Genomic DNA, 25,385 nt, shown 5'->3' with positions numbered 1-25,385 from the left:
GCCTGTTCTCAATTTCGCCATCACGCTCTGGGGTTGAGGAAGCGCTTACTTCTTCCTGGCGCGCGGCGCGGGCGCCGGGCCATGTCTAGGCTTCTCGGCGAGCCGCTCGTAGCGGACTCCGGTGAACCAGAGGATCTTGGCTTCGCGCGGTTCCTTGTCCGGGCGACGCGGCGCCCGCGGCCGCCGATCCGCCAATGCGACTACTATTGCCATTCTCGTCTCCATGCACTGCCCGAGACGGATGAACTTGCGACGGATTTCACCCTGCCCGCCAATCTGCGGGCCGGCGCGTCCTGCGGTGCCGGCATGGCCGAACCGAGGGCATTCGCGCCTTTCCCACGGCACCTGACTGAAATACCGTGATGCGGAGTTTCGACGATCCAAACACTCAAATCGCGTCGTTCCTGTCCGAATTGAGACACATGACAGTTAACAGTTTACTAATATTCGGTGGATGCCAAATACAGTTTCCGTAACTTCCTCTTCAACGCTTGAAGAGTCGATTTAGTTTCATGCCCCCGGTGAAAGATCAGAAGGCAGCCGGTAATATAAAATTAGAAACAATTCATATGGTTGACGGTATCTGCCAGCCGCAGGCGGTGCCGGTGTTGCAAATATGCGGCACAAAAATATTCGTTGCGGCACATCCGGATCGGCTTTGGTTTGTCCCGCATTGGCCACGCGTTTCGGGAGAGGGACCGATCGCAGTTCCCGCCACGCTCGAAATGGCGTAGCGGCCCGATTTTCATCTTTCTCGTTGCGGCATGTTCGAATGGCGAGAACCGATCCGAAGGGAGGAACGAGCTGTTTCAGCCGCCGCACCGGCCGCGGGAACTGCCGCAGCGCCCTTTCAAACCCGATCGCCTTTACTAGCCGGCTAGCAATTCGCCGCACGTTCCGCAGGCATATTTCTGTATCATTTTAAGAAAATCTTCAGCATCCATTAACCGTACCGGTGTAGGATTTGTTCATATCCGTGTGGTCCGAGAGGCGCCTCCGCCAGCGCTATCGGCCCGTGGTTTCCCTTGGTTCTGCGTTTTCAGGGTGTGCTTGTGCGTGACCGGTTTCGAGACCTAGAGGGCCCATTGGCCGTCAGGAAAAAGGACGTGGTGTTAATGGCGACGGTGAGCAGTTTCGAGAGCCTATCTCGTCCGACACGATCCGAGCTGCGCCAATTCGCCGAACTTTTCACACCGCTGTTCCAAGCTTCCTCCGAGGAGGCCAAGCGCCAGGCGGTCGCGGCCCTTTCCCAGTGCGAGACCATGCCGGCAGCCGTGGCGCTGTTCATCGGCAATCAGCCGATCGAGATCGCCGCGCCTTTCCTTGTCGCCTCGAAGGCCATTGCCGACGACACGCTGATCACCATCGCGCGCATGCAGGGTGCGGCGCACGTCAAGGCGATCGTCAGCCGCGACTCGCTCTCGCCGAAGGTCATCGACGCGCTGGTGGCGTTGCGCCAGACCCAGCCGCGCGCCGCGGCTGCTTCGGCGCCGATCACGGAACCGGTGACCGTCCCGCTTTCGCCGGTTCAGGTGGAGAGCAACGAGGCCGAAGCGCTGGAGGAGCAGCGCGTCGCCAATGAAGAAGCCTTGCGCGGACGCATCCTCGATCTCGCCGGCCATCTCGGCCGCGATGATAAAGACAGGCTCGGCCTGCGCACCCTCACCGACGTTCAGGAGGCGCTGCTGGTGCGCTTCGCCCGGTCGCACGAGGCGACGCATTTCGCCACCGCACTTGCCGATGCGCTTTCCGCCAGCCGCTGGCTTGCCGAACGCATCATGCTCGACCTCTCCGGCCAGCAGCTCGCCACGACGCTGACGAGCCTCGGCATGAGCTTTCTCGACGCCGTCTTCGTGTTGGAACGCTTCTATCCGCATCTTGCCGAACAACAGCACAATGTGACGCGCGGCTGGATGGTGCTCGATGCGCTCGATCCGGAAGAATGCCACGAAAGGGTGGAGGCCTGGCGGCGCGCCGATCGTTACACCTACAAGGCCGAGGCACCCGATTCGGACACATCTCGGAAAACAGAAACCCACCGCTTCATCCGTCAGGCGCCGGTGCAGCGCGATATGCGCGCGCTGGGGCGGCGGTCGCGTTGAGTTGAAGAAGACCTGACCCTCAGCGATCCCCCGCCAAGGGGATCATGTCCCCCAATTCCTCCGCCTCCAGCTCGACGATCCAGAGATCGGGGTCGAAGCGGCGTTCGCGATCCAGTATCGCCCGCACCGCTTCCGGCTCGCTTCGCGCGAGACGGACTTCGAACAACCGGTCTCGGATCTCGTCTTCGCCGAAGGCGGTCTGCGGCGCCGGCGCATAGAGGGTCTCCAGGCCGTCGCGGAAGTGCTGGCGGATGAAGATCGCGCCCGCCTCCTCCGCGCCCTTCTTCTCCACAGCCGCGAAATCGCCACTCGCGAAGACGCGGCGCAGAAGGGAAGATACGAAGATGTCGGCGCGTAATCTCATCGGCGCGGTATAGAGCCTTTCCGGGTTAGATTGAAGCATTCTGTTGGCTCAAACGGAGTCTGATGGTCGACCGGCCGGCGCGTGTCGTAGCCGAGCTCTACGGCCAAGCCGGCCCGTTTCAGCCAACCCTCCCGCAGATTTGCCTTGCAAATCTGCAAGACTTCAGAATCGCCGGACGCACTTATCGCTTCGCCGCGGCGAAGCGGTGCGGCCGGTGGGCCGGGCATCTCTAGCCAGGATCAAAGGCGACCGGCTCGGACGTACCTTGGGGTATGCCCGTCGCCAATCGCCTTTACCCTGACGAAAACCTGCTCCTGCAGAATGCTTCAATCTAGCCCGGAAAGGCTCTAAAACCGGCGCGCGAGCGCCGGCAATCCGCAGTCAAGCGTTGACGAATGCGTCAGACCTTGATCGCCAGCCGCAAGCCACCCCAATGGCGGCCCCTGACGGTGATCGGCGCGGAGATATCCTTCATCATCACGAAATTGCCGCCGCCCATGTCGCGGCGATAGGTCTGGACGAGGAAAGGTGCGGTGCTGCGGCCGGCGGCAAGGCCGACGCGATCGGCGAAGACGCGGCGATTGCGGCAATTGGCGGTGTTCCAGACGACGTCGCCTGGCCGCTGTGGCTGCGAAAACTTCCGGTTATGGGTCGGCAGATAACCGTTTTCGTCGACCGCCGCGCAGAAGGCGACGCGCTCGTCCAGGGCGACGACGGCCTCCTGGATCGGCGGCAGCAGACGGTCGGTGAGCTCGGTGAAGGCGGCCATCACCTGAATCGGATCGGTGCCAGGCAGCGGCCGGTAGCGCCGGTCGAAGAGGGCATCGAAACCGATCTGACCCTCGGCGACGGCGCGTTCGAATGCGCCTGATATCTGCCTTGCCGCCGATTGTGCTTCCTCGATCCAGCGGCTGTCGGCGGTCTTGACGCCGGCGCTCGCCGTCAGCTGGATCAGCGTTTCCGAGAGGCCAACGACGCTGTCGACGCGTTTTGCCGCCTGCTGCAGCCTGACATTCGAATCGGCGACCTCGGCGGACATCTCGCCGAGCTTCTGGACGAAGCCGGCGCATTGCTGGTCGACCGCCTCGGTGGTGTTGGCCATGACGGTCGAACTGTCGAGAATGCGGGTGATGACATGTTCCATACTTTCGAAGGCGCCGCGCATCGCCTCCGACTTGTCGCGCACGCCGGCGGCGCTATCGCGGGCATCACCGCCGACCGCCGACAGCCGGTCGATCTTCACCCGCAGCTCATCCAGCGTGTCCTGAATGGAGCCGGTCGCCTTCGACGTCTGCAGCGAAAGTGCGCGCACTTCGGCGGCAACCACGGCGAAACCCTTTCCTGCATCGCCGGCGCGCGCCGCCTCGATCGCGGCGTTCAGCGCCAGAAGGTTGGTCTGGCGGGCTATGGTGCTGATCTCCTCGGCAATCTTGTCGACATCGGCAAGCGATTTCGAGAAGCCGGCGATTTCGGCGCCGATGACGTTGGAAGCCTGAACCATATGGCCGATCTCCGCAACGGAGCCGGACAAGCGGTCGGCCGATTCCTTGAGCATCTGGCGGGCTTCGGCCGCCGTGCGGTCGGTCTCGCGCAGCGACAGGGCGACCGAGCGATTGGTCTCGGCAATCGAAAGTGCGGTGCTAGTGACATGATCGAAGGCGGAGGCGTGGCGCGCCGACATCGCCGCCATGTCCTGGATGGCGCCGGCAATATCGACGAGATCGATGCCAAGGGTGGAGGCTTCTTCAGCAAGGCGCTGCAGGATGTGGCGCAATGCCTCGCGATCCGGGCTTTCCGCTTTGGCCGCCGGTTCTCCGGCCAGATCGTCTATCGCCTTCAGCGCATGCATGACCGACATTCCCCCGCCGCAATGGGCAAAGCTTCGGACAACATGGTTAACAAGTTGCAAACGGCGCTAGGGTCTTAGACTTAGGTTGTAATCTACGGCGCGAACGCCTTAGATCGCACCGATTTCCTTCAACTTCTTCAGCACCGCTTCGTTTGGTTCGCCGTTTTCGGGGAGGTTATAGTGCTTCTGGAAATGGCGGATGGCGGCGCGGGTCTGCTCGCCCGCCACACCGTCGACGCCGACATTGGCATAGGCCATGTTGGAAAGGCCCTTCTGGATTTTCAGCACCAGGTCGACGGTGGCGAGCTCGCTCGATGGAAGCTGCTTTGCGGCTGACGGAGCCGTCTTGACGGTCTTTTCGGCGCTGCGGATCGCGGCAGCCACCGGGTCTTCCGCTGCCGCCTTCGAGGTGACATCCTCAGGCGGTTTTTCCACAGGCACAGTCGAGGGGCCGGCAGCGTCGGTTCTCAGCGCGGCCAGCACCTCCGGCGTCGCTTCCCCAGTCTGGGCCATGCCGACGGTCTCCTGGAAAAACAGGATGGCGGCGCTGGTGCGGGGACCGATGATGCCGTCGGCGGTGCCGTTATAGAGGCCGCGGCGCACCAGCTGCTGCTGGATGTCCATGACGAGCTGGCTCGGCTGCTGAGCGGCTGCGGCCGGCGCCGGCGTTCCGCTGGTGGTGGCGGCATCCTCCGGCCGTTCGATCCGGAAGGTGGTGACGTCAGCCGGCTGTTCGTCGGTTGGACGGCGCGCACCGAGCACATTGGGAGACTGCGGGTCGCGGGTGCGGAAAATCGGGTGCGGATGCAGGCCAGGCTGATACCAGAGCGCGTTGGCCGCAACGAAGGAGAAGATGACGAAGAAGGCGATCGTGCCGCCGGCGACCGACGGATTACGGCCGATGACGCCGCCGAGCGCGGACGCCCCCTGCAGCCCTAGACCACCCAGCGCGGAGGCGCCCTGCAGGCCGAGCCCCCCGAGAGCGGCCGCACCGGACACGACAAGGCCCGGCTGCTGCCGTCGCTTCTTTCCCTTAGGCGATTTTCGCTTGCGCGCGGCCATCGAAAAGCCCCTCTTCCAATTCTGCTCCGGTGCCGACCGCGTCCTTCAGCCGCGGCGGAAATTCGACGGTCGCGCCATGGCCGGCATTTTCGGCGCGCCGGGCGCCCGAGCCATCCACCGCGATCTCAACGGTGATGATCGTACCTTCGCCCGGCTGGCTGGCAATGGCAAAATTGCCGCCATGCAGCGCCACTAACCCCTTGACCAACGAGAGGCCGAGACCGCTGCCCTCGAAGCGGCGGGTGTAATCGTTCTGAATCTGGACGAAAGGTTGGCCGAGCATCGCCAGCTTTTCGGCGGCAATGCCGATGCCGGTATCGCTGACCGTCAGCTTCAAAATGCCGTCACGCGCCGCCGCATCGACCGAGACGACGCCGCCGGCTTCGGTGAATTTCACGGCATTGCCGACGAGATTGATGAGGATCTGCTGGATGGCGCGCTGATCGGCGACGATCTCGCCAAGCCCGCGCTGAATCCGGCTCGTCAGCGTGACGCCCTTGGTCTTTGCTTGCAAAGCCAGCATCGATTCGCAGGATCTGACGGAGCTTGAGATATCGAAGGCATCGAGAATCAGCTCGTAGCGCCCCGCTTCGATCTTGCTCATGTCGAGCATGGTATTGACGACGGAGAGCAGATGCGCGCCGGATTCGCGGACGAGCCCGACATATTCACGCTGGCGGTCGTTTTCGAACTTCCCGAAATATTCGCCGATCAGAATATCGGAGAAGCCGAGGATGGCATTCAGCGGCGTTCGCAGTTCGTGGCTGACCGCGGCGAGGAAGCGCGACTTGGCATCATTTGCCGACTCGGCGTCGGCCGCACGGTTCTGGGCTTCGGCCCGCAGCTGCTGCTCGACGGAGACATCGCGCAGCTGGGCGATGACGGCGGCAAGCTCGCCATCGGCATCACGGCGCGCCGTCATGTCCATTCTCAAATAGGCGAACTGGCGCTGATCGCGCGAGACCGAAGGCCGGTCGAGGCGCAGATCGACGCTTGCGGCATCTTCGCCGCGCCTGAGCTCATCGAGCGCCTGCAAGAACAGGATACGGTCTGAGACATGCACCTGCTCCAGGAAGCCCCTGCCCTTCGGATCGCGCATCCAGGCAAGGAAATCGCGCCGGTCGCGGCCGCCGATGGTGGCGACGCTGCCGTGCGGATCCAGGAAGAAGACGAGGCCGGGGGTGACGGCGAGGAAGAAATCCTCGGCCGACTGTGCGGCAATGCCGGCGGACGAGCCCTGGCGGGCCAGCGCGATGCTGCCGACGGCGGAAAAGAGAAAGGCGGCGCAGACCATGGCGACGCCGGCCGGCAGCGCGACGGCCGGACTGGTGACCGCCGAAAGACCGACAGGCGCGGCGACGAGAGCGGCCGAGGAGAGCAGCACGAGGCGGCGCAGAATCGCAAGCTCGCGCTGGCGCACGGCTTCGCCGCCGCCCGTCCGGGAAAGCCAGCTTGTCGCCGCCCGGTCTACGAGGGTCGTCACCCAGCCGCCAATGTCACTCAATACTCGCACGCAATACCCGCCCAAAGAGGCTGTCTGTCGATCCGGACAATAGGCCGCCGCGACTTAAGGAAAGGATAAGGCAAAGGCGCTGTTCACAGCCAGAAAGAGCAGAAATTCCCATTTTGGAGCATCCGCGCGCTCCTTTGCTTTTTGTGGTTAATGGCCAGTAAGCGGCGGATTTCCTTCATATTTCAGCATCGCGTTAACTCCTGTGGCAAGGCGAACCGGCAAAAGCCCTGCAATTGCAAGCAGGTGCCGCCCTGATACTTAACGACAATCGCTCGCATTCGACTTAAATGCGGCTCAAATGCACTTCGCTAAAATTCGAATTAAATTTGCCGCAAATGCGCACGAGTTTTGAAAAGCGGCATTCGCAACTTGCCGATATGGTGAAAGCACACCGGACAACCGGCCTGATTCGGCGATAGAACCGGACGGGAAAACAGGATGGGCAACGACAATGTGGTTTCTGATCAAAGGATCCTTCTGGTTTGGCCTTGTGCTCGTGCTTCTTTCCGTCTTCAGCACGGAGGGATCCGACAAGCTCGCCGGCGGCCCGCAATTGCAGCTCTCCGATGCATTCACGGCGGCGAGCGGCGCCTATGATTATCTCACTGGCATGTGCTCGGAAAAGCCGGAGGTCTGCGCCAAAGGCGCCGAGACCCTGACGGCGCTCGGCTACCGGGCCCGTGAGGGCGCCCGCGTGGCTTACGAACTTCTCGACAGCCAATTCACGGACGAACCGACGACGACCGCAAGCCCCGCCGAACCGGCAAACCGGGTGGCAGCCGCCGCACCCTCCCTCGCCTCTCCTTCCGTTCAGGAGAAGGCACGCGAGGCAAAGGCTGCGCTCAACCAGCCGATGCCTTACCGTCCGCCGGTCGACGATGAAGCCGCGACCGTAGTAACCGGCGCGATCCCGCTGCCGACGCCGAAGCCGGCGATCTGACGAAATTGCGCGAGCAATCGGCCCGCCGCGCATGAGCAATATTCGGAGGCGAGACCGCTTCTCAATTGAATTCTAAAGCGCGGTGCGATCCTTAAGATTCGCCTGCCGCGCTTTAGGTCCTTGGTTTGCCGTATGTCTTTCACGCAAAACCGCTGCACACTTTTGCGCGACATGCTTTAGAGCTTGCATCGGTGGTCCGCATGACGCGGAAATGCCCCATGCCTGACGTGCCTGCCCTGTTTAACTCAGCAGATTGCTGCGCCGTGAGGATGCCCATCCCTCACGGCGTTTCTTTTGAGAGCATGTCGCGCAATAATGTGCGGTGGTTTTCGATAACGACGTGCGTAAAATAAAAGCTGGAGCGCGGCATCGGCAAGACGACGCGCTTTAGCGGTTCAAATCTGTTGGTCTATCACCTATATGCAGTCCTAGAGCATGTCCGGACGCAAAATTGCCGTGTCGTTTTGCCAGCATGCCAAAAGGTGAAAGGCTTTTTATGGCATCCCTCGACCAGATCATCGATGACTTCGCCTTCCTGGACGATTGGGAAGACCGCTACCGCTATGTCATCGAACTGGGCAAGGCGCTGCCCGAGCTCGCCGAGGAAAAACGCACCTCGGAGAACAAGGTGATGGGTTGCGCCAGCCAGGTGTGGCTGGTGACGCATACGTCGGGCGATCCGGAAAACCCAATCATGAGTTTCGAAGGCGATTCCGACGCGCATATCGTGCGCGGCCTCGTCGCCATCGTACTTGCAACCTATTCCGGCAAGCCGGCTTCCGAGATCGCTGCTCTCGATGCCTTCGAGATCTTCTCGAAGATCGGCTTGGTGGAGAACCTGTCGTCGCAACGCTCGAACGGGTTGCGCTCGATGGTGAAGCGAATCCGGGAAGAGGCGAAAGTCCGCGCCGCGGCCTGAACGCGATCGATTCGGTCGGTCAGCGCGGCCGATCGCGCATTTGCGGAGACGGCCAATCGACTATATTAACACTTCCTTATAGTATAGGAATACATTCTACCTCACCCTCCCAAGCGTAAGAGAGGCTTCCTGATAATATCCCGTCTCCCCAGTGCATGATTTGCGACAGCGGCGGAATAGTCAGGGAGATTATTATCCTCGTTCAGAACAGGATGAACTCTGGGCCGTTTGCACTAAAGTCTGAATCCTGCTTTCATTTAACAGGCCCGGACAGACAGCGCCCGGAAACGCATCCGGTTTTCGGCATCATGTTTGCGGTCCAGACAGAAAAGCCGGGCACAAGACCCGGCTTTTGTCGTTGACTGCTTCGAAAGCTCAGCCGCGGCCGCGCTTGCGGCGCTGACCCAGGCCCATCTCCTTCGCCAGGCGCGAACGCGCTTCGGCATAGGCGGGCGCTACCATCGGGTAGTCGGTCGGCAGGTCCCATTTCTCACGGTATTCTTCCGGCGAGAGACTGTGATGCGTCATGAGGTGACGCTTGAGGGACTTGAAGTTGCCGCCGCATTCCAGGCACGTAATCTGCTCGTCCTGTACGGACTTGCGGACAGAGACTGCAGGCTTCTGCTTTTCGACGACAGCCGCAGCGGGCTGCGGTACGGACGTGTTGCTCAGTGCCGAATGCACGTCGGAAATCAGATTTGCCAGGTCGCTGACCGGGACAACATGGTTGCTGACATAAGCCGCGACGATGTCGGCCGTCAGTTCCACAAGCAGCTCCGGCCCATTGCCGGTCGCCATATCCGTCATATTTTTTCTCCTGTTAGCATGCTCAAACGATCTTTGACTGTCACGCCAAAGACCCGCCTCGTAGAAGCGAACAGCAAAAGCACAGGAAGCAATCTTCTGTTTCGAAAAACGTGAAATCCACCCCTAGATTCCGAAGTCCGAGACCTGTTCTTATACTGCCTGACCGAAAACCACTACCGTCTTGCTCCAGGCGATGGCCCCAGTTAGACATTGAAAAATCAAAACTGAGGGACTTGGAAGCAGAACGATTGTAATTCACAATCAGAATTCTACTTGCATTTTCAAATACCATCGTTTGGCCGAAAGGCCAATTATTATTTGTCGTTTTTCTTGAGAAAAAATGGCTGACGAAGAATTATAGGACTTTAGGCCAAGCTTTACTCACAGCTTCCTGTGCATAAGTTCGGGGTAAAACAGGTTAAGGCGGCAATAGCACGGGTTCAGAGAGTTGCCGTGATCAGGCCAGTGAGCGGGAGAGACGCGTCAGCAGCCGGACGACCGAACCGTGCAGGATAAAGAGCAGAAGCGTCAGCGGCCAGAGCAGGCAGGCGACAAGTCCGGCGAGACGATGAAACGTCAAACCGGCATGATTCGCCCAGCCCTCCAGCAGCGTGACCGCCATGGCGGTCACGGCCACGAGGCCGTAGAGCAGGACGATTGCAGCTTCAAACACCAATGGCTCCTCAATGTACGTAACATTAACCCTAACAGAAAACCCTTAATAGATGTAAAAGCAGACGTCTTTCCCTGATAGCTGCATGCCGCCATTCCCGCGGCCCGGCGCCGGAGGCTTGATGAAACAAGGACGGCGCACCACATTTCTGGCGAAACGGAACCGCCCTTCGGCGAAAGGAGCACGTCATGTCCGAAACTGCAACCACCGCCAAGATCCATAAGTCAGACGCCGAATGGAAAGAGCAGCTCACGCCCGAGCAATACCGCATTACCCGCCAGCACGGCACCGAACGCGCCTTCACCGGCCCCTACTGGGATTCCTTCGAGACGGGGCTCTACCGCTGCGTCGGCTGCAACGCGCCGCTTTTCCGTTCTGACACGAAATTCGACGCCGGCTGCGGCTGGCCGAGCTATTTCGAAGCGGTTTCTCCCGATGCTGTGACCGAGCATCGCGACACGAGCTACGGTATGGTGCGGACCGAAATCCGCTGCGGCACCTGCGACGCCCACCTCGGCCACGTCTTTCCCGACGGCCCGCCGCCGACCGGCCTGCGCTACTGCATCAACGGCCACGCCATGGTATTCGAGCCAGGGGAATAACGCCGAGCCATGATCGGCACGATCAGAGCACTCCAGGCGGCATAGGTCGCCGCGGCGAATTAAGTTCCGGAGGCCACCTGAGCCCGGCAAAGGCCGCGCCGGCCTACGACGTCTCGGCCGCAATTGTCACCTTCTCGGCGGCCGATTGATCGTGCCGCCCACTCAAGTGGGCTGATCCGCCGCTTCGACCCTGACCAGAAGGGACCGCAAGTCGGTCTCATTTAGAGTCTCTTTTTCGAGGAGAAGCCGCGCCGCCCGTTCCAGCATGCTTTTGCGTTTCCGAAGCAATTCCACCGCCCTGCCGAACGTCTCGTCGACAATCCGTCGGACCTCTTCGTCGACCGCTGCGGCGGTTTCGTCGGAATATTCATGCTCCTGTGGTCCGTAGAACGGCTGGTCTGTCGCAAGGAATGAGCGCCGGTCCTTCTCAAGCGCGACGTGCCCCAGCTTTTCCGTCATGCCGTATCGGGTGACCATGGCGCGGGCGATATCCGTGACCTTGACGAGGTCGTCGGCCGCACCCGTGGACAAACGGCCATAGATGATCCATTCAGCCGCGCGTCCGCCGAGCAAGACCGCCATCTTGTTCTCGAGCTCCTCGCGGGTCATCAGAAATCTATCCTCCGTTGGCCGCTGAATCGTATAGCCGAGCGCGCCAATGCCGCGCGGGATGATCGAGACCTTGTGGACAGGATCGACACCAGGCAATGCCATCGCAACCAGTGCATGGCCCATCTCGTGATGGGCGACAATCTCCCGCTCCTTGGGATTGAGCAGCCGGTTGCGCTTTTCGAGACCTGCGACAATGCGTTCTACCGCGTTGTTAAAATCCTCCATACTGACAGCATCGGCTTTCCGGCGCGTGGCGAGCAGCGTTGCCTCGTTCGCGAGATTGGCAAGGTCCGCACCCGTAAACCCTGGTGTCAGCGCGGCAATCTGCTCGATGTCGACTTCCGGCGCCAGCTTCGACTTCTTCAGATGCACGTTGAGGATCTCGATGCGTCCGGCCTTGTCAGGTCGGTCGACCAGCACCTGGCGATCGAAGCGGCCGGCCCTCAGGAGGGCGGGATCGAGGATTTCCGGCCGGTTTGTGGCGGCAAGCAATACCAGCCCCGTAGACGAGTCGAAGCCGTCGAGCTCCACGAGCAGCTGGTTGAGCGTCTGCTCCTTTTCGTCATGACCGCCCGCCATCGGACCGATGCCGCGGGCGCGGCCGAGTGCATCGAGCTCATCGATGAAGATGATGGCCGGCGCCTTGGCGCGCGCCTGTTCAAAGAGATCGCGGACGCGCGCAGCACCGACGCCGACGAACATCTCGACAAATTCGGAGCCGGAAATCGAGAAAAATGGTACACCGGCCTCCCCTGCGACTGCGCGCGCCAGCAGGGTCTTGCCGGTACCAGGTGGGCCGACGAGCAGCACCCCTTTCGGCATCCGGCCACCCAGCCGGCCGTAACCTGCCGGATCCTTGAGGAAGTCGACGATTTCCTTGAGCTCCTCCTTGGCTTCGTCGACCCCGGCCACATCCTTGAACGTCACGCCGGTGTCAGACTGGACATAAATTCGTGCCTTGCTCTTGCCGATCTGCATGAGGCCGCCGCCAATCCCGCCACCCATGCGCCTCAGCACGAACATCCAGATGCCGACGAAGAGCGCCACGGGAATAATCCACGAAAGAAGATCACGCAGGAAGGTGCTTTCGATCTGACCGGTTACGATCACCCCATGGCTCTGAAGCTGCTGGGCGAGGCTGGGCTCCACACGCGTCGTCAGAAAAAAGGCCCGGCCGTTCTGCGGCTCCTTGTAGCGCCCCTGGATAAAGTTGTCGGAGACGGCGACTTCGGCGACCTTGCCGTCCCGGAGGTCCGTTTCGAACTGGCTGTAAGAGATCCCTGCAACTTGCGTCGTCGTCGCAAAAAGATACTGGATTGCCACGAGGACGAAGAAGGCGGCGATCCAATATCCGATGTTGAACTTTGTCTTGCTGTTCATAGCCATGAGGCCGCTCCCGGCTAGCGGATGACCAGCAGCAGCCGGCCGCCATCGCGGATCAGTTCGAGGGCGACTATAGCTGGTTTTTCGGCAATCGTCCGTCGCAAGTCGGCGATGGAAGCAACGGGAACGCGGTTTATCGCAACGATTAAGTCGCCGGCCCGAATACCGGCGCGAGCCGCGGTGCTGCCGGGAGCCACATTCTCTATCAGCACGCCGGAGACGCCCCCATCCCGCAATCCCCCTTTAGGGGCGTCCCGCATGCTGGCACCCTCCAGCGCCGTGCCGGACAGATCTGCAGGAGAGTGGTCTTCGGCAGCGATGGTGGCAGCAATCACCCTCTCGTCATCGCCACGCTTCACAGTCAAGCGGACGTTGCTGCCCGCCGGCGTAAGGCCGATCCGATTCCTGAGGTCAGTCGCGCCATGAACGGGACGCCCGTCGATCGCCGTCACCACATCGCCGGTCTTTAGTCCGGCCTGCTCGGCCGACGAGCCAGGCTCGACATTGGCAATCAGGGCGCCCCGCAAATCGCCAAGTCTTAGTGCCTCAGCCAGGTCGGGCGTTATATTCTGGATACCGATGCCGAGCCTGCCACGTCGCACTTCCCTATGGGCAATCAATTGATTCATCACCGTCACCGCCATATTGCTTGGAACGGCAAATCCGATGCCGACATTGGCGCCGGCGGGGCTGAGGATCGCTGTATTGACCCCGATCAGCTTGCCATCGAGCGTTACCAGGGCGCCCCCGGAATTTCCCGGATTGATCGAGGCATCCGTCTGAATGAAGTCCTCATAGCCTTCGATGTTCAAGCCGCTGCGTCCGAGGGCGCTGACGATGCCCGACGTAACCGTTTGACCGAGCCCGAAAGGATTCCCGATCGCAACGACATAGTCGCCCACCTTGAGGGCGTCGGAATCGCCGACCTGGATCGCCACAAGATTTTTTGCGTCGATCTGGAGCAGCGCGATATCGGTTTCCTTGTCACTGCCGATGAGTTTTGCCGGGAACTGACGCCCATCCTTCAGCGTGACGGAAATCTCCGTCCCGCCATCCACGACATGATGATTGGTGAGCACATAGCCTTTCGCAGCGTCGATGATGACCCCAGAACCGGCACTCATCCTACCCCGCCGTTGCTGCTCCGGCACATCAAAGAAGTGGCGGAAGTTCGGATCGCTGTAGAGAGGATTGTTTTCGGCTGGTGACCGCGAGACGACAGCGATATTAACGACGGCTGGGGTGATATGATCGAGCATCGGCGCTAAGCTTGGCAAGCTGGCAGCCGAAGGTACAGGCGCCGCTGTCTGTGCAATGACGGGGGTGACGGTGATCAGGACGGCTCCGGCGGCGATAGCTGCGGAAACGGCGATCGTGCGGAGCCTCGGGGCTAAATCGAACATCGGTTTGATCCTCGACTCTCCTCGTTTGAAACTTGAATTCGGAAGAACGGGCCCGGCGGCCGGACCCGTTCTGAGCCGCTTATACGGTTGACAGCGGATGGTTATGGCTGAACCAGATGCTGCCGGCGGCCACTACGGCGACCACAACACCCACAATCAGATGCACCCACATCGCCGCTGTCACGGCCGCAAAGCCCAGCACCCACGGTGCGACGACGGCCCATACGCCCAGGACAAGATTGACCCATTCCTCCACCTCATAGAAGGCGTAGAGAGCCGCTGCGGCGATCAGGGCGATGGCAGCGCCGACGATCCAGGCATTCCATGCGGCGCCGCTCTCGGCTGCGAAGCCGAGCAGCCATGGTGAGATCAGAAGAGCAAGACCGGCAACGATATTGACGATATCGAGAGCCGTCCGGTTGTTCGAATTCAGGGACTTCAGCATCGTTCATTTCTCCTCATCTGTTGTTTGACATCATCGATCGACCGCCTCATGCGATGAGGCGACGGGTGCGGCGGCAGTGCTTGAAAGGCCGTCGCCGCGAAGCTCGATTTTCGTGGGTGCAGGTGGTGGCAAAAAGCATGCGCCCGCTTGCGATGCGAACAGAAATGGCGCCATCTCGTCGTCGGCGAACGCACCGCAAGCAATCTCCTGCAATGCCATCTCGCTCGCGCTTGCGCACCGCGGATCAAGCCTTGGTTCGGCACCCCGCCTTAGTGCGCGGGTGCGGGCTGCTGCCGCGAGCGACAAAGCGAACCTGTTCGGAAGAATGTTCTGGCAATCGAAAACGATATGCGGATCCATGACCCACCTCATGCAGCTTCCCGATTGACCACAGGATGTGTTTGCGCGCTCTCGACATTTCGCTCGAGGGCAAGCAGCGCCTGCTCGACCTCATGGAGACGCGACGACCGGTCGTTCTCCGGCATGCCTTCGTTTGTTGCCTGGTCGAGAAGATATTCCGTCCAAGCCCAATTCATAAGGATCGAGCGCTTCGCTTGCAGCGAAAGCGAGGGATCAACAACGATGTCCATCGGCGACGACCACGTCGCCGGACCGGAAGAATCTCCTCGACTTGTCGCACCGTCCATGGCCTGCCCGTAGCTCTCGCTCAGCGGGGCAAGGCCAAGCCGGTCCAGTGTCGCGTCAGCGAAAGCATGCGACATTCTTTCGGTTCGGCGGCCGGTCATACGCTTTGCCGTAGCAGCAGCAGGCCGTTGCACGACATAAGTCAGACCGTGACGCTCGGCGTACCGGATGGCGGATCGCAGCGTGGGAAATTCGAGTTCCACCTGCGTCAGCATATCGCGATCACCCGTGTAACCCATCAAAGGCTCGATGAATGGGGCGCTGCTGCGCTCGAAGACGAGCCGCCAGCCCTTCGTTCGCGCTTTGCCCGACGTCGCAACGGAGCGGCACGGTTTGAAGATACGGGCAACGGCATTTTCGGGAAACAGTGATTGTCCGAACGAAAGTTTGCTCCGTTCGTTATCGTTCGACGCGCAGATAGTGTCAGATATTGGGGTTTTCCGATGTGTGTCTCTTGCGGTCTCCATGGTTCTATCCCTCCCTATCGGCGAAGGATGAGCGGCGGCCGGCCCGGGGGCCGGCCGCCGCGCTCGTCAGCTTCTGATGGCGATGCGCTTGACCTGTGACTGCGCCTTTTCGGTCTTTGGCAAAGTGACAGTCAGAACGCCGTTCTTGAAGGTGGCGTCGACCTGGTCTTCCTTGACCTCGGTGCCGAGCGGGATGCGTCGTTCGAAGCGGCCGTAGTAGCGCTCCGAAAACTGCTTCTCCTTGTCTTCCGTTTCCGAACGCTTCTCACCCTTCAGCGTGAGCACGCCGTCATTGAGAAAGACCTCGATGTCCTTTTCTTCAAGACCGGGTACTTCGGCCGTAACCTTGATTTGCTTCTCAGTGTCCGAAATCTCGACACTCGGCCAGCCTGCACCGAAGCCGCCGGCGCCGCGATGTGACGGCAGGCCGGGGCCAAAGCCGCGAAAAACGTCATCGAACAGCCGGTTGACCTCGCGGTGAAGCGACAGGAAAGGATCGCGGTCGTCGTCGCGAAGGAGACTCGGCATCTGATTGCCGTTGTTGCGGCCCCAGGGAATCAAATCACGAACACTCATGGCTTTACTCCTTTCTGGTGGTTCTTCGGCATTCCGGTGGGCGCCAGACGACGTCTGGCGCCACGTCTGCTCCCTGCTATTGGAACGCTTAGGCCGCCACCTGTTTCTCACCTTCGATCTGCTTTGTCTCGGCCTTGGGCAGCACCCCGTCGGCCTTGATCTCGATCTGGCGCGGCTTCATCTCTTCGGGAATTTCGTGCTTGAGATCGATGGTCAGCAGACCGTTGACCAGACCGGCGTCGACAACCTTGACATGATCGGCCAGTTCGAACCGACGCTGGAACGAGCGTCCGGCAATGCCGCGATGCAGATATTGAGCATCTTCGCTGTCTGCCTTCTGCCCTGATACCATCAGCATGTTCTGCTCTTGGGTGATTGCCAGCTCGTCCTGCGAGAAGCCCGCCACTGCCATGGCAATGCGGTAGTCGTTCTCGCCGGTCTTGACGATATCGTAGGGCGGCCAGTTGTCGATTGTCTCGGCGCGGCCTGCAGCCTCAAGCGCGTTCAACATTCGCTCAAAGCCGATGCTCGACCGGAACAGGGGAGAGAAATCGAGGTTTGTCCTCATAGCCATATCCTCCTTGCAAGCAACATGGACACAAGGAGACGCCAAGAGCGACCGGCGTCTCCTGGGCTTTCTGTCGATCCCTATTGGGCGATCAACAATACTAATATAATTCAGTGTCTTACAGTTTCAAGGGGATCGAATTTCTCGACGAGAAAAATTGATCTTTTTGAAGACGCCACCATATGTTCTGGAGCTTGAGCGAGGAGCAATTGTTATGACAATGACTTCACACGACGTCATCGCCGTCCTTGGGCCCGCCGACAAAACGCTTGTGGCCGAGATCATCGCAACAGGTGCAACCCAAGCCGAGCTTGCCGAGGCGTTTGCATGGGCCAACAACGACGAGGCCCTGGTGGGTGAAGGGCGGCATCTACCGACCGGCAGGGTTGCTGCGCTTGTTGACCTGCTGAGGTCGGACGAAGAGGAACCCGATTAGAAAAGGCGGTTGACCCGCCTTCCCTGCACCGTCCTTCATCAGGCCGTGGTGAGCACGCTGACATCGCCCTGTCGATTGATGACATCGACCACGACCTGGTGTCGAGACCGACGGATGGCCACGTCAGCCGAGCAATTGCCGATCAGCAGACGCCGCAAGATTACCTCGTCGAGAAACGAAGGAAGCCGCGGCACGCTGAAGCTGATCTGCAAATTATTCGGATCGAAGTCGAGGCCAAGGCAGGATTGCAGCAGCGACAAAGGGGCTGCTGCCGCCCATGCTTGCGGCGAGCAGGCAACCGGATAAGAGGTAGGACCGCGTGCGCGTTGACGTGGCAGGCCGCAGAGGAGTTCGGGAAGCCGCCGCAGGTCGATATAGGTCGCAGCGGCAAACAGCCCCTCGAAGATTCGCGCGGCTTCGGCGCGATAGCCATAGCGGGCAAGACCACTGGCGATCATGGCATTGTCATGTGGCCAGATCGAGCCATTGTGGTAGCTCATAGGATTGTAACGTGCTTCGGTCGAGGGAATGGTCCGGATGCCCCAGCCACAGAAGGAGGAAGCATTCATAAGGGTGCGGGTCACCTGTGCGACCCGTTCAGGATAAGCAATACCGGTGAACAGAGCATGGCCGGCATTGGAGGATCGGACCCGGCAAGGCCGTTTATCCCCGTCGAGAGCCAACACATAGGTGCCGAGTTCCTCATCGAAGAAGCTCATGTCGAAGGCGTGGCGCAGTCCCTCCGCGCGCGCGAGAAAGCTCGCCGCGCGCTCCGGCTTGCCCCTCCACCGGAAGATTTCGGCAGCACTTTGCCAAGCGCCGTAGACATAGGCTTGGACTTCGGCGATCGCGATTGGGCCCCGGGCCAATGTGCCATCGGCATGGAAGACCGAGTCGTGGCTATCCTTCCACGCCTGATTGATCAGACCTTCTTCCGTCAGCCGCCCGTATTCGACGAAGCCGTCGCCATCGCGATCCCCATGTTCGTCGATCCATGTCAGCGCCGCTTCGAGATTCGGCAGGAGACGGTCGATGGTCGCAAGGTCACCAGTTCGTTTGAGATAGTCGCCGGCCAGCATCACGAAGAGCGGCGTCGAGTCGATGCTGCCATAGTAACGCCGGAAAGGAACCTCGCCGAGTTCGGCCATTTCGCCGCAACGCACTTCGTGCAGGATCTTGCCAGGCTCGGCGTCTGAAGCAGGATCGACGTTCGTCGCCTGATTGGCAGCAAGATGACCCAGAACCCCGCGGGCGATCTCCGGATCGAGCCAAAGTGTCTCAAGCGCCGTGATCAGGGCATCGCGGCCGAAAACGGTGCTGAACCAGGGAATGCCGGCATAAGGATAGGGGCCTTCCGGCTTGTCGGTGATCAGCATGTAGAGGTCAGAGGCGCTGCGCCGCGCGACTTCGTTGAAGATCTCGTTGGAAGTTGTGACCGACGCTGCGCGCGAGGAGGAGGCGCGCAACGCACGGCGGGCATCCCGCAAGGTAAGAAAGAAGGAAAGGCGGCTCAGTCGATCGGCGGAGGTATGGTCGCAGCCGATCTGGATAAAGAGCGATTTGGTCTCGTGCGGCTCCAGATGGAGGTCGTAAGTGACGAGATCGCTACGAATCTCGGCCGGTTCAGGCATGAAGGAAAGGCGCGTCGACCGCTTGCGATCGTCCAGGCCAATATAGGAAAGCAGGATCCAATCCTGTTCCACGACGGCGGGAAGATGGTGCCCTCGCCTTGCCCTTGCGGTGCCGCGGACTTCAAAAAGATCGGCGAAATCGGCCCCGAAAGAGATCTGAATGCGAACATGTTGCCGCCGCTCGTCATAATTCCTCACGGCCAGCCGTTCATAACAACAGGCATTCCAGAGAAAGCGTGATCTGCGCAGATGAATCACGTCATGGCCTAGAACCAGCCTTCCCTTGTCATCGAACTGATCAGGATTAGTAAGATCACAGGTCAGGGTGGCATTGTCATCCCGCAGCGTCGACGACAGAAGCATGGGCCGCTGTTCGTTGATCGTCAGGTAAAGATGCGAGAGATGACGGGTGTCCCGGTGAAAAAGGCCTTCCGGACTGCCGGGACCGGAAAGAGCATCGCCATTATGATCGAAGACGGCAAAAGTATCGCCGTGCTTCAAGGTACGCGGCCGGCGCTCCTGCAGCGATGCGGCGGCCGGAATGAAGAACTGAGCGACCGGCGCCGTCAGGCCTGACGATGCCTTGGCGGGGTTGCTGTCCGCAGACACGTTCGACATGCCTCCTCCTTGCCTCAGGCAACAGCCTGCAGGTCGGGCGCTTGACTACGCGACCGGCGGATCGGCGCGGCTTTGATGCGAACGCCCGGCAGGTTGCGATAGATGTCGAGATAGTCGCACGCCATTCGTTTTGCAGTGAAGCGCTTTTCAAACGCGGCCCGTACCTTGTGCCGATCGAGGCGCAGCGCCCATTCGACGTTTTCGGCCGCCTCGGTGACGCTGTCGACCAGGATGCCCGAGATGCCATTGTCAATGACCTCGGGAACCGAACCACAGCCGAAAGCGATGACCGGCGTGCCGCAGGCCATGGCTTCGATCATCACCAGCCCGAAGGGCTCCGGCCAGTCGATCGGGAAGAGCAGAGCGCCTGCATTTCCAAGGAAGGCAGCTTTCTCACGTTCATCGATCTCGCCGATGAATTCAACATGCGGATGGCTCTTTATCATCGGCTCGATGACGGTTTCCCAATAGGCCTTGTCGGCATTATCGATCTTGGCGGCGATCTTCAGCTGCATTCCGACCTTTGCAGCGATCTGGATCGCGCGATCGGGGCGCTTTTCCGGAGAGATCCGACCAAGAAAAGCCAGGTAATTGCCTCCAGGGTTTTGCGTGAAGGGAAGCAGATCAGCCGGCAGTCCATGATAGACCGTTCCGCGCCAGTCGACCGGCGGCATCGGACGGCGCTGGTCGTTGGAGATCGACACCATCGGAATATCCGGGAACGCCGCGTAGAACGGCTTGAGATCCGGCAGGTCGAGCCGGCCGTGCAGTGTGGTGACAGTGCGGTCGGCGAAATCGCGGATCAGCGGGAAATGCAGCAGGTCGATGTGGAAATGCAGCACGTCGAACTCATGCGCCCGCTGACGGATCTCCTCCAGCATCAAGACCTGATGCGGCAAATGTTCCTTGACCGCAGGGTTCAGCCGCAAGGCGACGTCCGCACATGACACGAGCGTCGCCCGGGTGACGGAATCGCCGCTGGCAAAAAGCGTGACCTCATGCCCCTGTGCCACGAGTTCTTCGGTAAGGTAGGAAACGATCCGCTCCGTTCCCCCATAGAGCTTTGGCGGAACGCTCTCGGCGAGCGGCGCAATCTGAGCGATCTTCATCGGCAAAACCTCCTCAGTTGAGCAAACAGTCGTCGGCAACATCATGCCCGCGTCCTTTAGAGGCACACGGCAGGCCGGACGGAGGGTCAGGTTTCAAGTAGCGGTCGGCGCCGTCCTCCTTTCCAGTAGCTGCACAAGCCAAGGCCGGGAAGCCGGCGTACCGACGGTCTTCGACGACGCGTCCTGTGGGCACTCAAGGGAGCGGACGTATCTTGTTTCCCGGATGGTCGATCGCCTTTGTCCAAAGCCTTCAGCGCTTCGAGGATCTCGTCGTAGGATACAGCTTTTTCGGTCCCGGGGTAAAGGCGAAGGGCTGGTACGGATTCGATCGCGAAGATATCGGATGCCCATGAAGCGAGAATGGCCCGCTTCTCGTCGTTGCCGATGTCGGCGGCGGTAAGCACGTCACGCGGGTGACTGAAATGTTTCGCTGGATGAAGCAGATGTGCCGCACTGATGGCAGCCATGGCGCTCTGCTGCATGGAATTGCTGATGCTTTCCTTTCTCATAGCTCGCTCCATTGATGTTGACCGATGGAACTTGGTTCATTCGAGAGCGTGCGGCCCGCCCCGATGGCAGAGCGGGCCGAGTGGTCGCTGTTAGAAGTCCATGCCGGCGCCGGCGGGCATAGCCGGAGGAGCATCCTTCTTCGGCTTCTCAGCGATCATCGCTTCCGTCGTCACCAGCAGGCCGGCGATGGAGGATGCATCCTGCAGCGCGGTGCGAACGACCTTTGCCGGATCGATGACGCCCTGCGCGTAGAGATCGCCGAATTCGCCGGTCTGAGCATTCCAGCCATAGGAGAAGTCGCTCTTCTCGCGCAGCTTGCCGACGATGATGGAGCCTTCGGCGCCGGCGTTTTCGGCAATCTGTCGAGCCGGGGCCTCGAGCGCACGGCGGACGATGTCGACGCCGACCCGCTGGTCGTCATTGGCAGTCTTGATATTGCCGAGCGCCTTGACTGCGCGCAGCAGCGCCACGCCGCCGCCCGGCAGAATGCCCTCCTCGACCGCTGCCCTTGTTGCATGCAGCGCGTCGTCGACGCGATCCTTTTTCTCCTTCACCTCGACCTCAGTCGAGCCGCCCACGCGGATGACGGCAACACCGCCGGCGAGCTTGGCGAGGCGTTCCTGCAGCTTCTCGCGGTCATAGTCGGAGGTGGTTTCCTCGATCTGCGCGCGGATCTGAGCGGTACGACCGTCGAGCTCCGCCTTCGAACCGGCACCGTCGATGATGGTGGTGTTTTCCTTTTCGATGGCCACCTTCTTTGCCCGGCCGAGCATGTTGAGCGTCACATTCTCGAGCTTGATGCCGAGATCTTCGGAGATGACGGTGCCGCCGGTCAGGATGGCGATGTCTTCCAGCATGGCCTTGCGGCGGTCGCCGAAGCCGGGCGCCTTGACGGCGGCTATCTTCAGGCCGCCGCGCAGCTTGTTGACGACGAGCGTTGCGAGCGCTTCGCCTTCGACGTCTTCAGCGATGATGAGGAGCGGCTTGCCCGACTGAACGACGGCTTCGAGAACCGGCAGCATCGACTGCAGGTTCGACAGCTTCTTCTCATGAATTAGGATATAGGGATCCTCCAGTTCGACCCTCATCTTGTCCTGATTGGTGACGAAGTAGGGGCTGAGATAACCGCGGTCGAACTGCATGCCTTCGACGACTTCGAGTTCGGTTTCGGCAGTCTTGGCTTCCTCGACGGTGATCACACCCTCGTTGCCGACCTTTTCCATCGCTTCGGCAAGGTAACGGCCAATCTCGGCATCGCCATTGGCGGAGATCGTGCCGACCTGGGCAATTTCGGAATTGTTGGAGATCTTGCGGGCGTTGGTCTTCAGTTCCGCCACGATAGCATCGACGGCGAGGTCGATGCCGCGCTTCAGGTCCATCGGGTTCATGCCGGAGGCGACCGCCTTGGCACCCTCCTTGACGATCGCTTGGGCGAGCACCGTCGCGGTCGTGGTGCCGTCGCCGGCGAGGTCGTTCGTCTTCGACGCCACTTCGCGCAGCATCTGCGCACCCATGTTCTCGAACTTGTCTTCGAGCTCGATTTCCTTGGCGACCGAGACGCCGTCCTTGGTGATGCGCGGCGCGCCAAAGGATTTGTCGATCACGACGTTGCGGCCTTTCGGGCCAAGCGTGACCTTCACGGCATTGGCCAGCACATCGACCCCACGCAGCATGCGTTCACGGGCATCGCTATGGAATTTCACTTCTTTCGCAGCCATTCTTTAACTCCTTCAATAGGCAGCTTTTTTGACTAACGCGGGGCGAACGCCTCAAGCGGCGATCTTTTGGGCCGCCTGGGCTTCGATAACACCCATGACGTCGCTTTCCTTCATGATCAGCAGGTCCTCGCCGTCGATCTTGATCTCCGTGCCGGACCATTTGCCGAACAGGATGCGATCGCCGACCTTGACGTCGAGCGCCTGGATCTGGCCGGCATCGTTGCGCGCACCAGGACCGACGGCGATGACCTCGCCTTCCTGCGGCTTTTCCTTGGCGGTGTCGGGAATGATGATGCCGCCCTTGGTCTTTTCTTCGGAATCGACGCGGCGGACGAGAATGCGGTCATGAAGCGGTCGGAACGACATGTTTTCCTCCAATGGACAAACAATAACGATGTTGTTCCCCTGGCCGGACCGGATGACCAGTCCGGGCGGGTGCAAACCTCTGTCGAGCGTTTTGCGCGCATTGATCTGGTTTTGCGGTTTTTCGATTTCAAGAGGGCGCAGAGAAAAAATTAGCACTCACCCGAAGTGGCTGCTAACACCCTGAGAAGGAACAACAAAAGCCGCCGTTGCGTTGAGAATCCCGTTGATGGACGTCAAGATATGCGCCACCTTCTCGTTGTCGTGAAACGGAGATGAAGCATGCAATTTTCATCAGATCTAGAGCGCCAGCTCAGCGGTTACGGCCTTACCACTGCCCACATCCTCTACCGCCTTCCTGATTTCGAATCCGTCCTGCAGACTTATGTCTGGCAGGATTACGACCTCGCCCCGGGCTTTCCGGAAATGCACAAGTTCCTCGATTTCTGGCAGTCCAACCTTGACGGACCGCTGCATTCCGTCCGCTATAGCCATCAGCGGCTGATCGGACCGAATGAATGGCGTCGGGTCACTGGCGAGTTAAGGCTGCACTAGTTCGAACCGGACACAATCCACGTCGGCAAGGCATTGCTGCCATAGCTTTTCGTCAACCTGCACGGAATCTATGCAAAAGCCCGAGTTCACTCGTGCTCGGCAGGGCATGGCCAATTTGAAGGCGCAGAAAGGCCTGCCGGCAATTTGGTCGAGGCATCGCCGCAGGCCAGATCGATCTGCGCCTGCTCGAGGCCGGCGGCAGCCGAGAGGTCAAGGCCTTCGATGCGGGTCAGGAACATGAAGGCGCGCTCGAACGTCGCAGGGCCTTCGAAGACGGCGCTGGAGAGATCGGCGCGGGAGAGATTGGCGAAGGAGAATTTCACCCCCGTCAGTACCGCCTTATCGAAATCGGCGCGGCCGAGTTCGGCCTTTTCAAAGCTCGCGCCGGAAAGCCGGGCTCCCGCGAAATTGGCGCGCTGCAGCTCGGCCCCGGCAAAGGACGCGGCGTCCGCGACAATATTGGCGAAGCTGGCGCGATAGGCCTCGATCTTGGCGAAGTTGGCCCCTTCGGCATGTGACCCCTCAAGCGAGGCGCGCACCAAGCTCGCCTTTTCCAGATTGGCGGATTTGAAATTCGAACCGCTGAGATCGGTCAGCGAGAAATCGGTGCTGAAGAGATTGGCGCCTTGGAGATCGCTGCCCTGCAGCATCAGGTTCTTCTTCGTGCATTCCTGCCAGTCGAGCTTCGGCGAGGCCGTGCTGCCGCAATCGGCAGCACGCGAGGAAATCGGAGCAGCGGCGAGAAGAAGGAAGGCAAGGAGGCCGAGCGGCGATCTATGCATTACCATTGAATTGTTGATCTCCATGACGCTTATCACGCCGCCTCTCGCGAAGCAGGCGGCCTCTCTTTTCTACACAGCTCAGAATACAATAAAAAGATGGTGACCGCTCCGGCAATGATTTGCCGGTTCACTCCGTCCAGCGAGCGCTCGTCCCTCCGTCGGCCTTGGGCAGGCAGCTCAATCGGCCTCGCCGGGCAGGCGAAGCTCCATGCAGGTGAGGTCCAGCCAGCGGCCGAACTTGGTGCCGACCTCGGAAAATCTGCCGGCAATGCGGAAGCCGAGCTTTTCGTGCAGCCGGATAGAGGCTGTGTTATCAGCCTCGATGCCGGCGATCATCACATGGATATTGGCGGCCGCCGCACGCGCGATCAATTCGCGCATCAGGGCCTCGCCGATGCCGGCGCCGCGATGATCCTTGTCGACATAGACGGAATGTTCGACGGTGTGGCGATAGCCTTCGAAGGCGCGCCAGTCGCCATAGGAGGCGTAGCCCGCGACCTTGCCCGACATCTCGGCGACAATGACCGGAAAGCCGCGGCCCTTGCGCGCGCTAAGCCATTCCCGTCGGTTCTCGAGATCGACGAGCGTTTCGTTCCAGATCGCCGTCGTGTGCTCGACGGCATGATTGTAGATATCCCGGATGGCAGGAAGATCGGCTTCGGTGGCGTCGCGGAGAAGGACGGCGTCTGTCATGGGCGCTCGGTTCGGATTGACTGCGAGGGTTGGCATACGC

27 protein-coding genes are annotated in these 25,385 nt (G+C 60.5%); 6 read left to right on the top strand and 21 right to left on the bottom strand.

What is annotated here, in order from left to right; all coding sequences use genetic code 11:
* Positions 1 to 45: 45 nt before the first annotated feature.
* Positions 46 to 213: a hypothetical protein gene (locus tag ACQ7C1_RS14815; RefSeq protein WP_198175509.1), complete on the bottom strand. Its 168-nt coding sequence runs from the start codon at positions 211 to 213 to the stop codon at positions 46 to 48.
* A gap of 839 nt (positions 214 to 1,052) precedes the next feature.
* On the opposite strand from ACQ7C1_RS14815, the gene ACQ7C1_RS14810 reads away from it, so the two are divergent.
* Complete coding sequence (locus ACQ7C1_RS14810; RefSeq protein WP_430958788.1) at positions 1,053 to 2,102, top strand: DUF2336 domain-containing protein; 1,050 nt, start codon at positions 1,053 to 1,055, stop codon at positions 2,100 to 2,102.
* A 19-nt stretch (positions 2,103 to 2,121) separates the two neighbouring features.
* Here ACQ7C1_RS14810 and ACQ7C1_RS14805 read toward each other — a convergent pair whose 3' ends face one another.
* The 4 genes from ACQ7C1_RS14805 to ACQ7C1_RS14790 all read right to left on the bottom strand — a co-directional run bounded on the left by ACQ7C1_RS14805 (position 2,122) and on the right by ACQ7C1_RS14790 (position 6,890).
* Positions 2,122 to 2,466 (bottom strand): DUF1491 family protein, encoded by a 345-nt coding sequence (locus tag ACQ7C1_RS14805; protein ID WP_085777486.1) that lies wholly within the window; start codon positions 2,464 to 2,466, stop codon positions 2,122 to 2,124.
* A 400-nt stretch (positions 2,467 to 2,866) separates the two neighbouring features.
* Complete coding sequence (locus ACQ7C1_RS14800; RefSeq protein WP_430958816.1) at positions 2,867 to 4,315, bottom strand: methyl-accepting chemotaxis protein; 1,449 nt, start codon at positions 4,313 to 4,315, stop codon at positions 2,867 to 2,869.
* A gap of 108 nt (positions 4,316 to 4,423) precedes the next feature.
* The gene (locus tag ACQ7C1_RS14795) at positions 4,424 to 5,377 is read right to left on the bottom strand and encodes a peptidoglycan-binding domain-containing protein (RefSeq protein ID WP_183703737.1); all 954 of its coding nucleotides are present in this window, start codon (positions 5,375 to 5,377) and stop codon (positions 4,424 to 4,426) included.
* Positions 5,349 to 6,890, bottom strand: coding sequence for a sensor histidine kinase (locus ACQ7C1_RS14790; RefSeq protein WP_430958787.1), 1,542 nt, complete (start codon positions 6,888 to 6,890; stop codon positions 5,349 to 5,351). The genes ACQ7C1_RS14795 and ACQ7C1_RS14790 overlap by 29 nt, the downstream gene beginning before the upstream one ends.
* A gap of 451 nt (positions 6,891 to 7,341) precedes the next feature.
* On the opposite strand from ACQ7C1_RS14790, the gene ACQ7C1_RS14785 reads away from it, so the two are divergent.
* Complete coding sequence (locus ACQ7C1_RS14785) at positions 7,342 to 7,830, top strand: DUF5330 domain-containing protein (RefSeq protein WP_097599836.1); 489 nt, start codon at positions 7,342 to 7,344, stop codon at positions 7,828 to 7,830.
* A 496-nt stretch (positions 7,831 to 8,326) separates the two neighbouring features.
* Positions 8,327 to 8,749 (top strand): SufE family protein, encoded by a 423-nt coding sequence (locus ACQ7C1_RS14780; RefSeq protein WP_064801307.1) that lies wholly within the window; start codon positions 8,327 to 8,329, stop codon positions 8,747 to 8,749.
* 375 nt (positions 8,750 to 9,124) lie between these two features.
* Here the strand turns inward: ACQ7C1_RS14780 and ACQ7C1_RS14775 are convergent, their stop codons facing one another.
* Together ACQ7C1_RS14775 and ACQ7C1_RS14770 are read right to left on the bottom strand one after the other, a co-directional pair.
* Positions 9,125 to 9,556, bottom strand: coding sequence for a MucR family transcriptional regulator (locus tag ACQ7C1_RS14775; protein WP_010060045.1), 432 nt, complete (start codon positions 9,554 to 9,556; stop codon positions 9,125 to 9,127).
* Positions 9,557 to 10,013: 457 nt separating this feature from the next.
* Positions 10,014 to 10,229, bottom strand: coding sequence for a hypothetical protein (locus tag ACQ7C1_RS14770; RefSeq protein ID WP_430958786.1), 216 nt, complete (start codon positions 10,227 to 10,229; stop codon positions 10,014 to 10,016).
* 188 nt (positions 10,230 to 10,417) lie between these two features.
* Between ACQ7C1_RS14770 and msrB the strand changes: the two genes are divergently transcribed.
* A complete protein-coding gene (gene msrB / locus ACQ7C1_RS14765) occupies positions 10,418 to 10,831 on the top strand; it encodes a peptide-methionine (R)-S-oxide reductase MsrB (RefSeq protein ID WP_064801305.1) in 414 nt (137 codons plus the stop codon).
* A 162-nt stretch (positions 10,832 to 10,993) separates the two neighbouring features.
* On the opposite strand, the gene ftsH is transcribed toward msrB, so the two are convergent.
* From ftsH to ACQ7C1_RS14730, 7 genes are all read right to left on the bottom strand, one after another.
* Entirely contained in the window at positions 10,994 to 12,829 is a 1,836-nt protein-coding gene (gene ftsH, locus ACQ7C1_RS14760; protein ID WP_430958785.1) for an ATP-dependent zinc metalloprotease FtsH, read from the bottom strand.
* 14 nt (positions 12,830 to 12,843) lie between these two features.
* Positions 12,844 to 14,229, bottom strand: coding sequence for a DegQ family serine endoprotease (locus ACQ7C1_RS14755; RefSeq protein WP_085777479.1), 1,386 nt, complete (start codon positions 14,227 to 14,229; stop codon positions 12,844 to 12,846).
* 79 nt (positions 14,230 to 14,308) lie between these two features.
* Complete coding sequence (locus ACQ7C1_RS14750) at positions 14,309 to 14,674, bottom strand: SPW repeat protein (RefSeq protein WP_097599839.1); 366 nt, start codon at positions 14,672 to 14,674, stop codon at positions 14,309 to 14,311.
* Between the two features lie 30 nt (positions 14,675 to 14,704).
* On the bottom strand, positions 14,705 to 15,034 hold the full coding sequence (locus tag ACQ7C1_RS14745; protein WP_430958784.1) for a DNA-directed RNA polymerase subunit omega: 330 nt from the start codon (positions 15,032 to 15,034) through the stop codon (positions 14,705 to 14,707).
* 8 nt (positions 15,035 to 15,042) lie between these two features.
* The gene (locus ACQ7C1_RS14740; RefSeq protein WP_430958783.1) at positions 15,043 to 15,786 is read right to left on the bottom strand and encodes an NADH dehydrogenase ubiquinone Fe-S protein 4; all 744 of its coding nucleotides are present in this window, start codon (positions 15,784 to 15,786) and stop codon (positions 15,043 to 15,045) included.
* Between the two features lie 66 nt (positions 15,787 to 15,852).
* Positions 15,853 to 16,362 (bottom strand): Hsp20/alpha crystallin family protein, encoded by a 510-nt coding sequence (locus ACQ7C1_RS14735; RefSeq protein WP_183703722.1) that lies wholly within the window; start codon positions 16,360 to 16,362, stop codon positions 15,853 to 15,855.
* Between the two features lie 88 nt (positions 16,363 to 16,450).
* Complete coding sequence (locus tag ACQ7C1_RS14730) at positions 16,451 to 16,930, bottom strand: Hsp20 family protein (RefSeq protein WP_183703719.1); 480 nt, start codon at positions 16,928 to 16,930, stop codon at positions 16,451 to 16,453.
* 214 nt (positions 16,931 to 17,144) lie between these two features.
* Between ACQ7C1_RS14730 and ACQ7C1_RS14725 the strand changes: the two genes are divergently transcribed.
* Positions 17,145 to 17,366, top strand: a complete 222-nt coding sequence (locus ACQ7C1_RS14725; protein WP_183703716.1) for a hypothetical protein — start codon at positions 17,145 to 17,147, stop codon at positions 17,364 to 17,366.
* 38 nt (positions 17,367 to 17,404) lie between these two features.
* Here ACQ7C1_RS14725 and ACQ7C1_RS14720 read toward each other — a convergent pair whose 3' ends face one another.
* The 5 genes from ACQ7C1_RS14720 to groES form a co-directional block, all read right to left on the bottom strand.
* The gene (locus ACQ7C1_RS14720; protein WP_183703713.1) at positions 17,405 to 19,615 is read right to left on the bottom strand and encodes an amylo-alpha-1,6-glucosidase; all 2,211 of its coding nucleotides are present in this window, start codon (positions 19,613 to 19,615) and stop codon (positions 17,405 to 17,407) included.
* A 14-nt stretch (positions 19,616 to 19,629) separates the two neighbouring features.
* On the bottom strand, positions 19,630 to 20,724 hold the full coding sequence (locus ACQ7C1_RS14715) for a glycosyltransferase family 4 protein (RefSeq protein ID WP_430958782.1): 1,095 nt from the start codon (positions 20,722 to 20,724) through the stop codon (positions 19,630 to 19,632).
* Between the two features lie 86 nt (positions 20,725 to 20,810).
* Entirely contained in the window at positions 20,811 to 21,233 is a 423-nt protein-coding gene (locus tag ACQ7C1_RS14710; RefSeq protein WP_183703708.1) for a hypothetical protein, read from the bottom strand.
* A gap of 90 nt (positions 21,234 to 21,323) precedes the next feature.
* Entirely contained in the window at positions 21,324 to 22,952 is a 1,629-nt protein-coding gene (groL, locus tag ACQ7C1_RS14705; RefSeq protein ID WP_430958781.1) for a chaperonin GroEL, read from the bottom strand.
* 51 nt (positions 22,953 to 23,003) lie between these two features.
* On the bottom strand, positions 23,004 to 23,318 hold the full coding sequence (groES, locus tag ACQ7C1_RS14700; protein ID WP_430958780.1) for a co-chaperone GroES: 315 nt from the start codon (positions 23,316 to 23,318) through the stop codon (positions 23,004 to 23,006).
* A 279-nt stretch (positions 23,319 to 23,597) separates the two neighbouring features.
* On the opposite strand from groES, the gene ACQ7C1_RS14695 reads away from it, so the two are divergent.
* Positions 23,598 to 23,870 (top strand): usg protein, encoded by a 273-nt coding sequence (locus tag ACQ7C1_RS14695; RefSeq protein ID WP_430958779.1) that lies wholly within the window; start codon positions 23,598 to 23,600, stop codon positions 23,868 to 23,870.
* Positions 23,871 to 23,956: 86 nt separating this feature from the next.
* Here the strand turns inward: ACQ7C1_RS14695 and ACQ7C1_RS14690 are convergent, their stop codons facing one another.
* On the bottom strand, positions 23,957 to 24,658 hold the full coding sequence (locus tag ACQ7C1_RS14690) for a pentapeptide repeat-containing protein (RefSeq protein WP_221113204.1): 702 nt from the start codon (positions 24,656 to 24,658) through the stop codon (positions 23,957 to 23,959).
* Between the two features lie 171 nt (positions 24,659 to 24,829).
* On the bottom strand, positions 24,830 to 25,381 hold the full coding sequence (locus ACQ7C1_RS14685; RefSeq protein WP_430958778.1) for a GNAT family N-acetyltransferase: 552 nt from the start codon (positions 25,379 to 25,381) through the stop codon (positions 24,830 to 24,832).
* Positions 25,382 to 25,385: the final 4 nt, after the last annotated feature.

Origin of the sequence: Rhizobium sp. Nf11,1 (assembly GCF_050587665.1) — a bacterium.
Taxonomy (GTDB): domain Bacteria; phylum Pseudomonadota; class Alphaproteobacteria; order Rhizobiales; family Rhizobiaceae; genus Rhizobium.
This window is presented reverse-complemented; position numbering and strand designations above follow the sequence as displayed.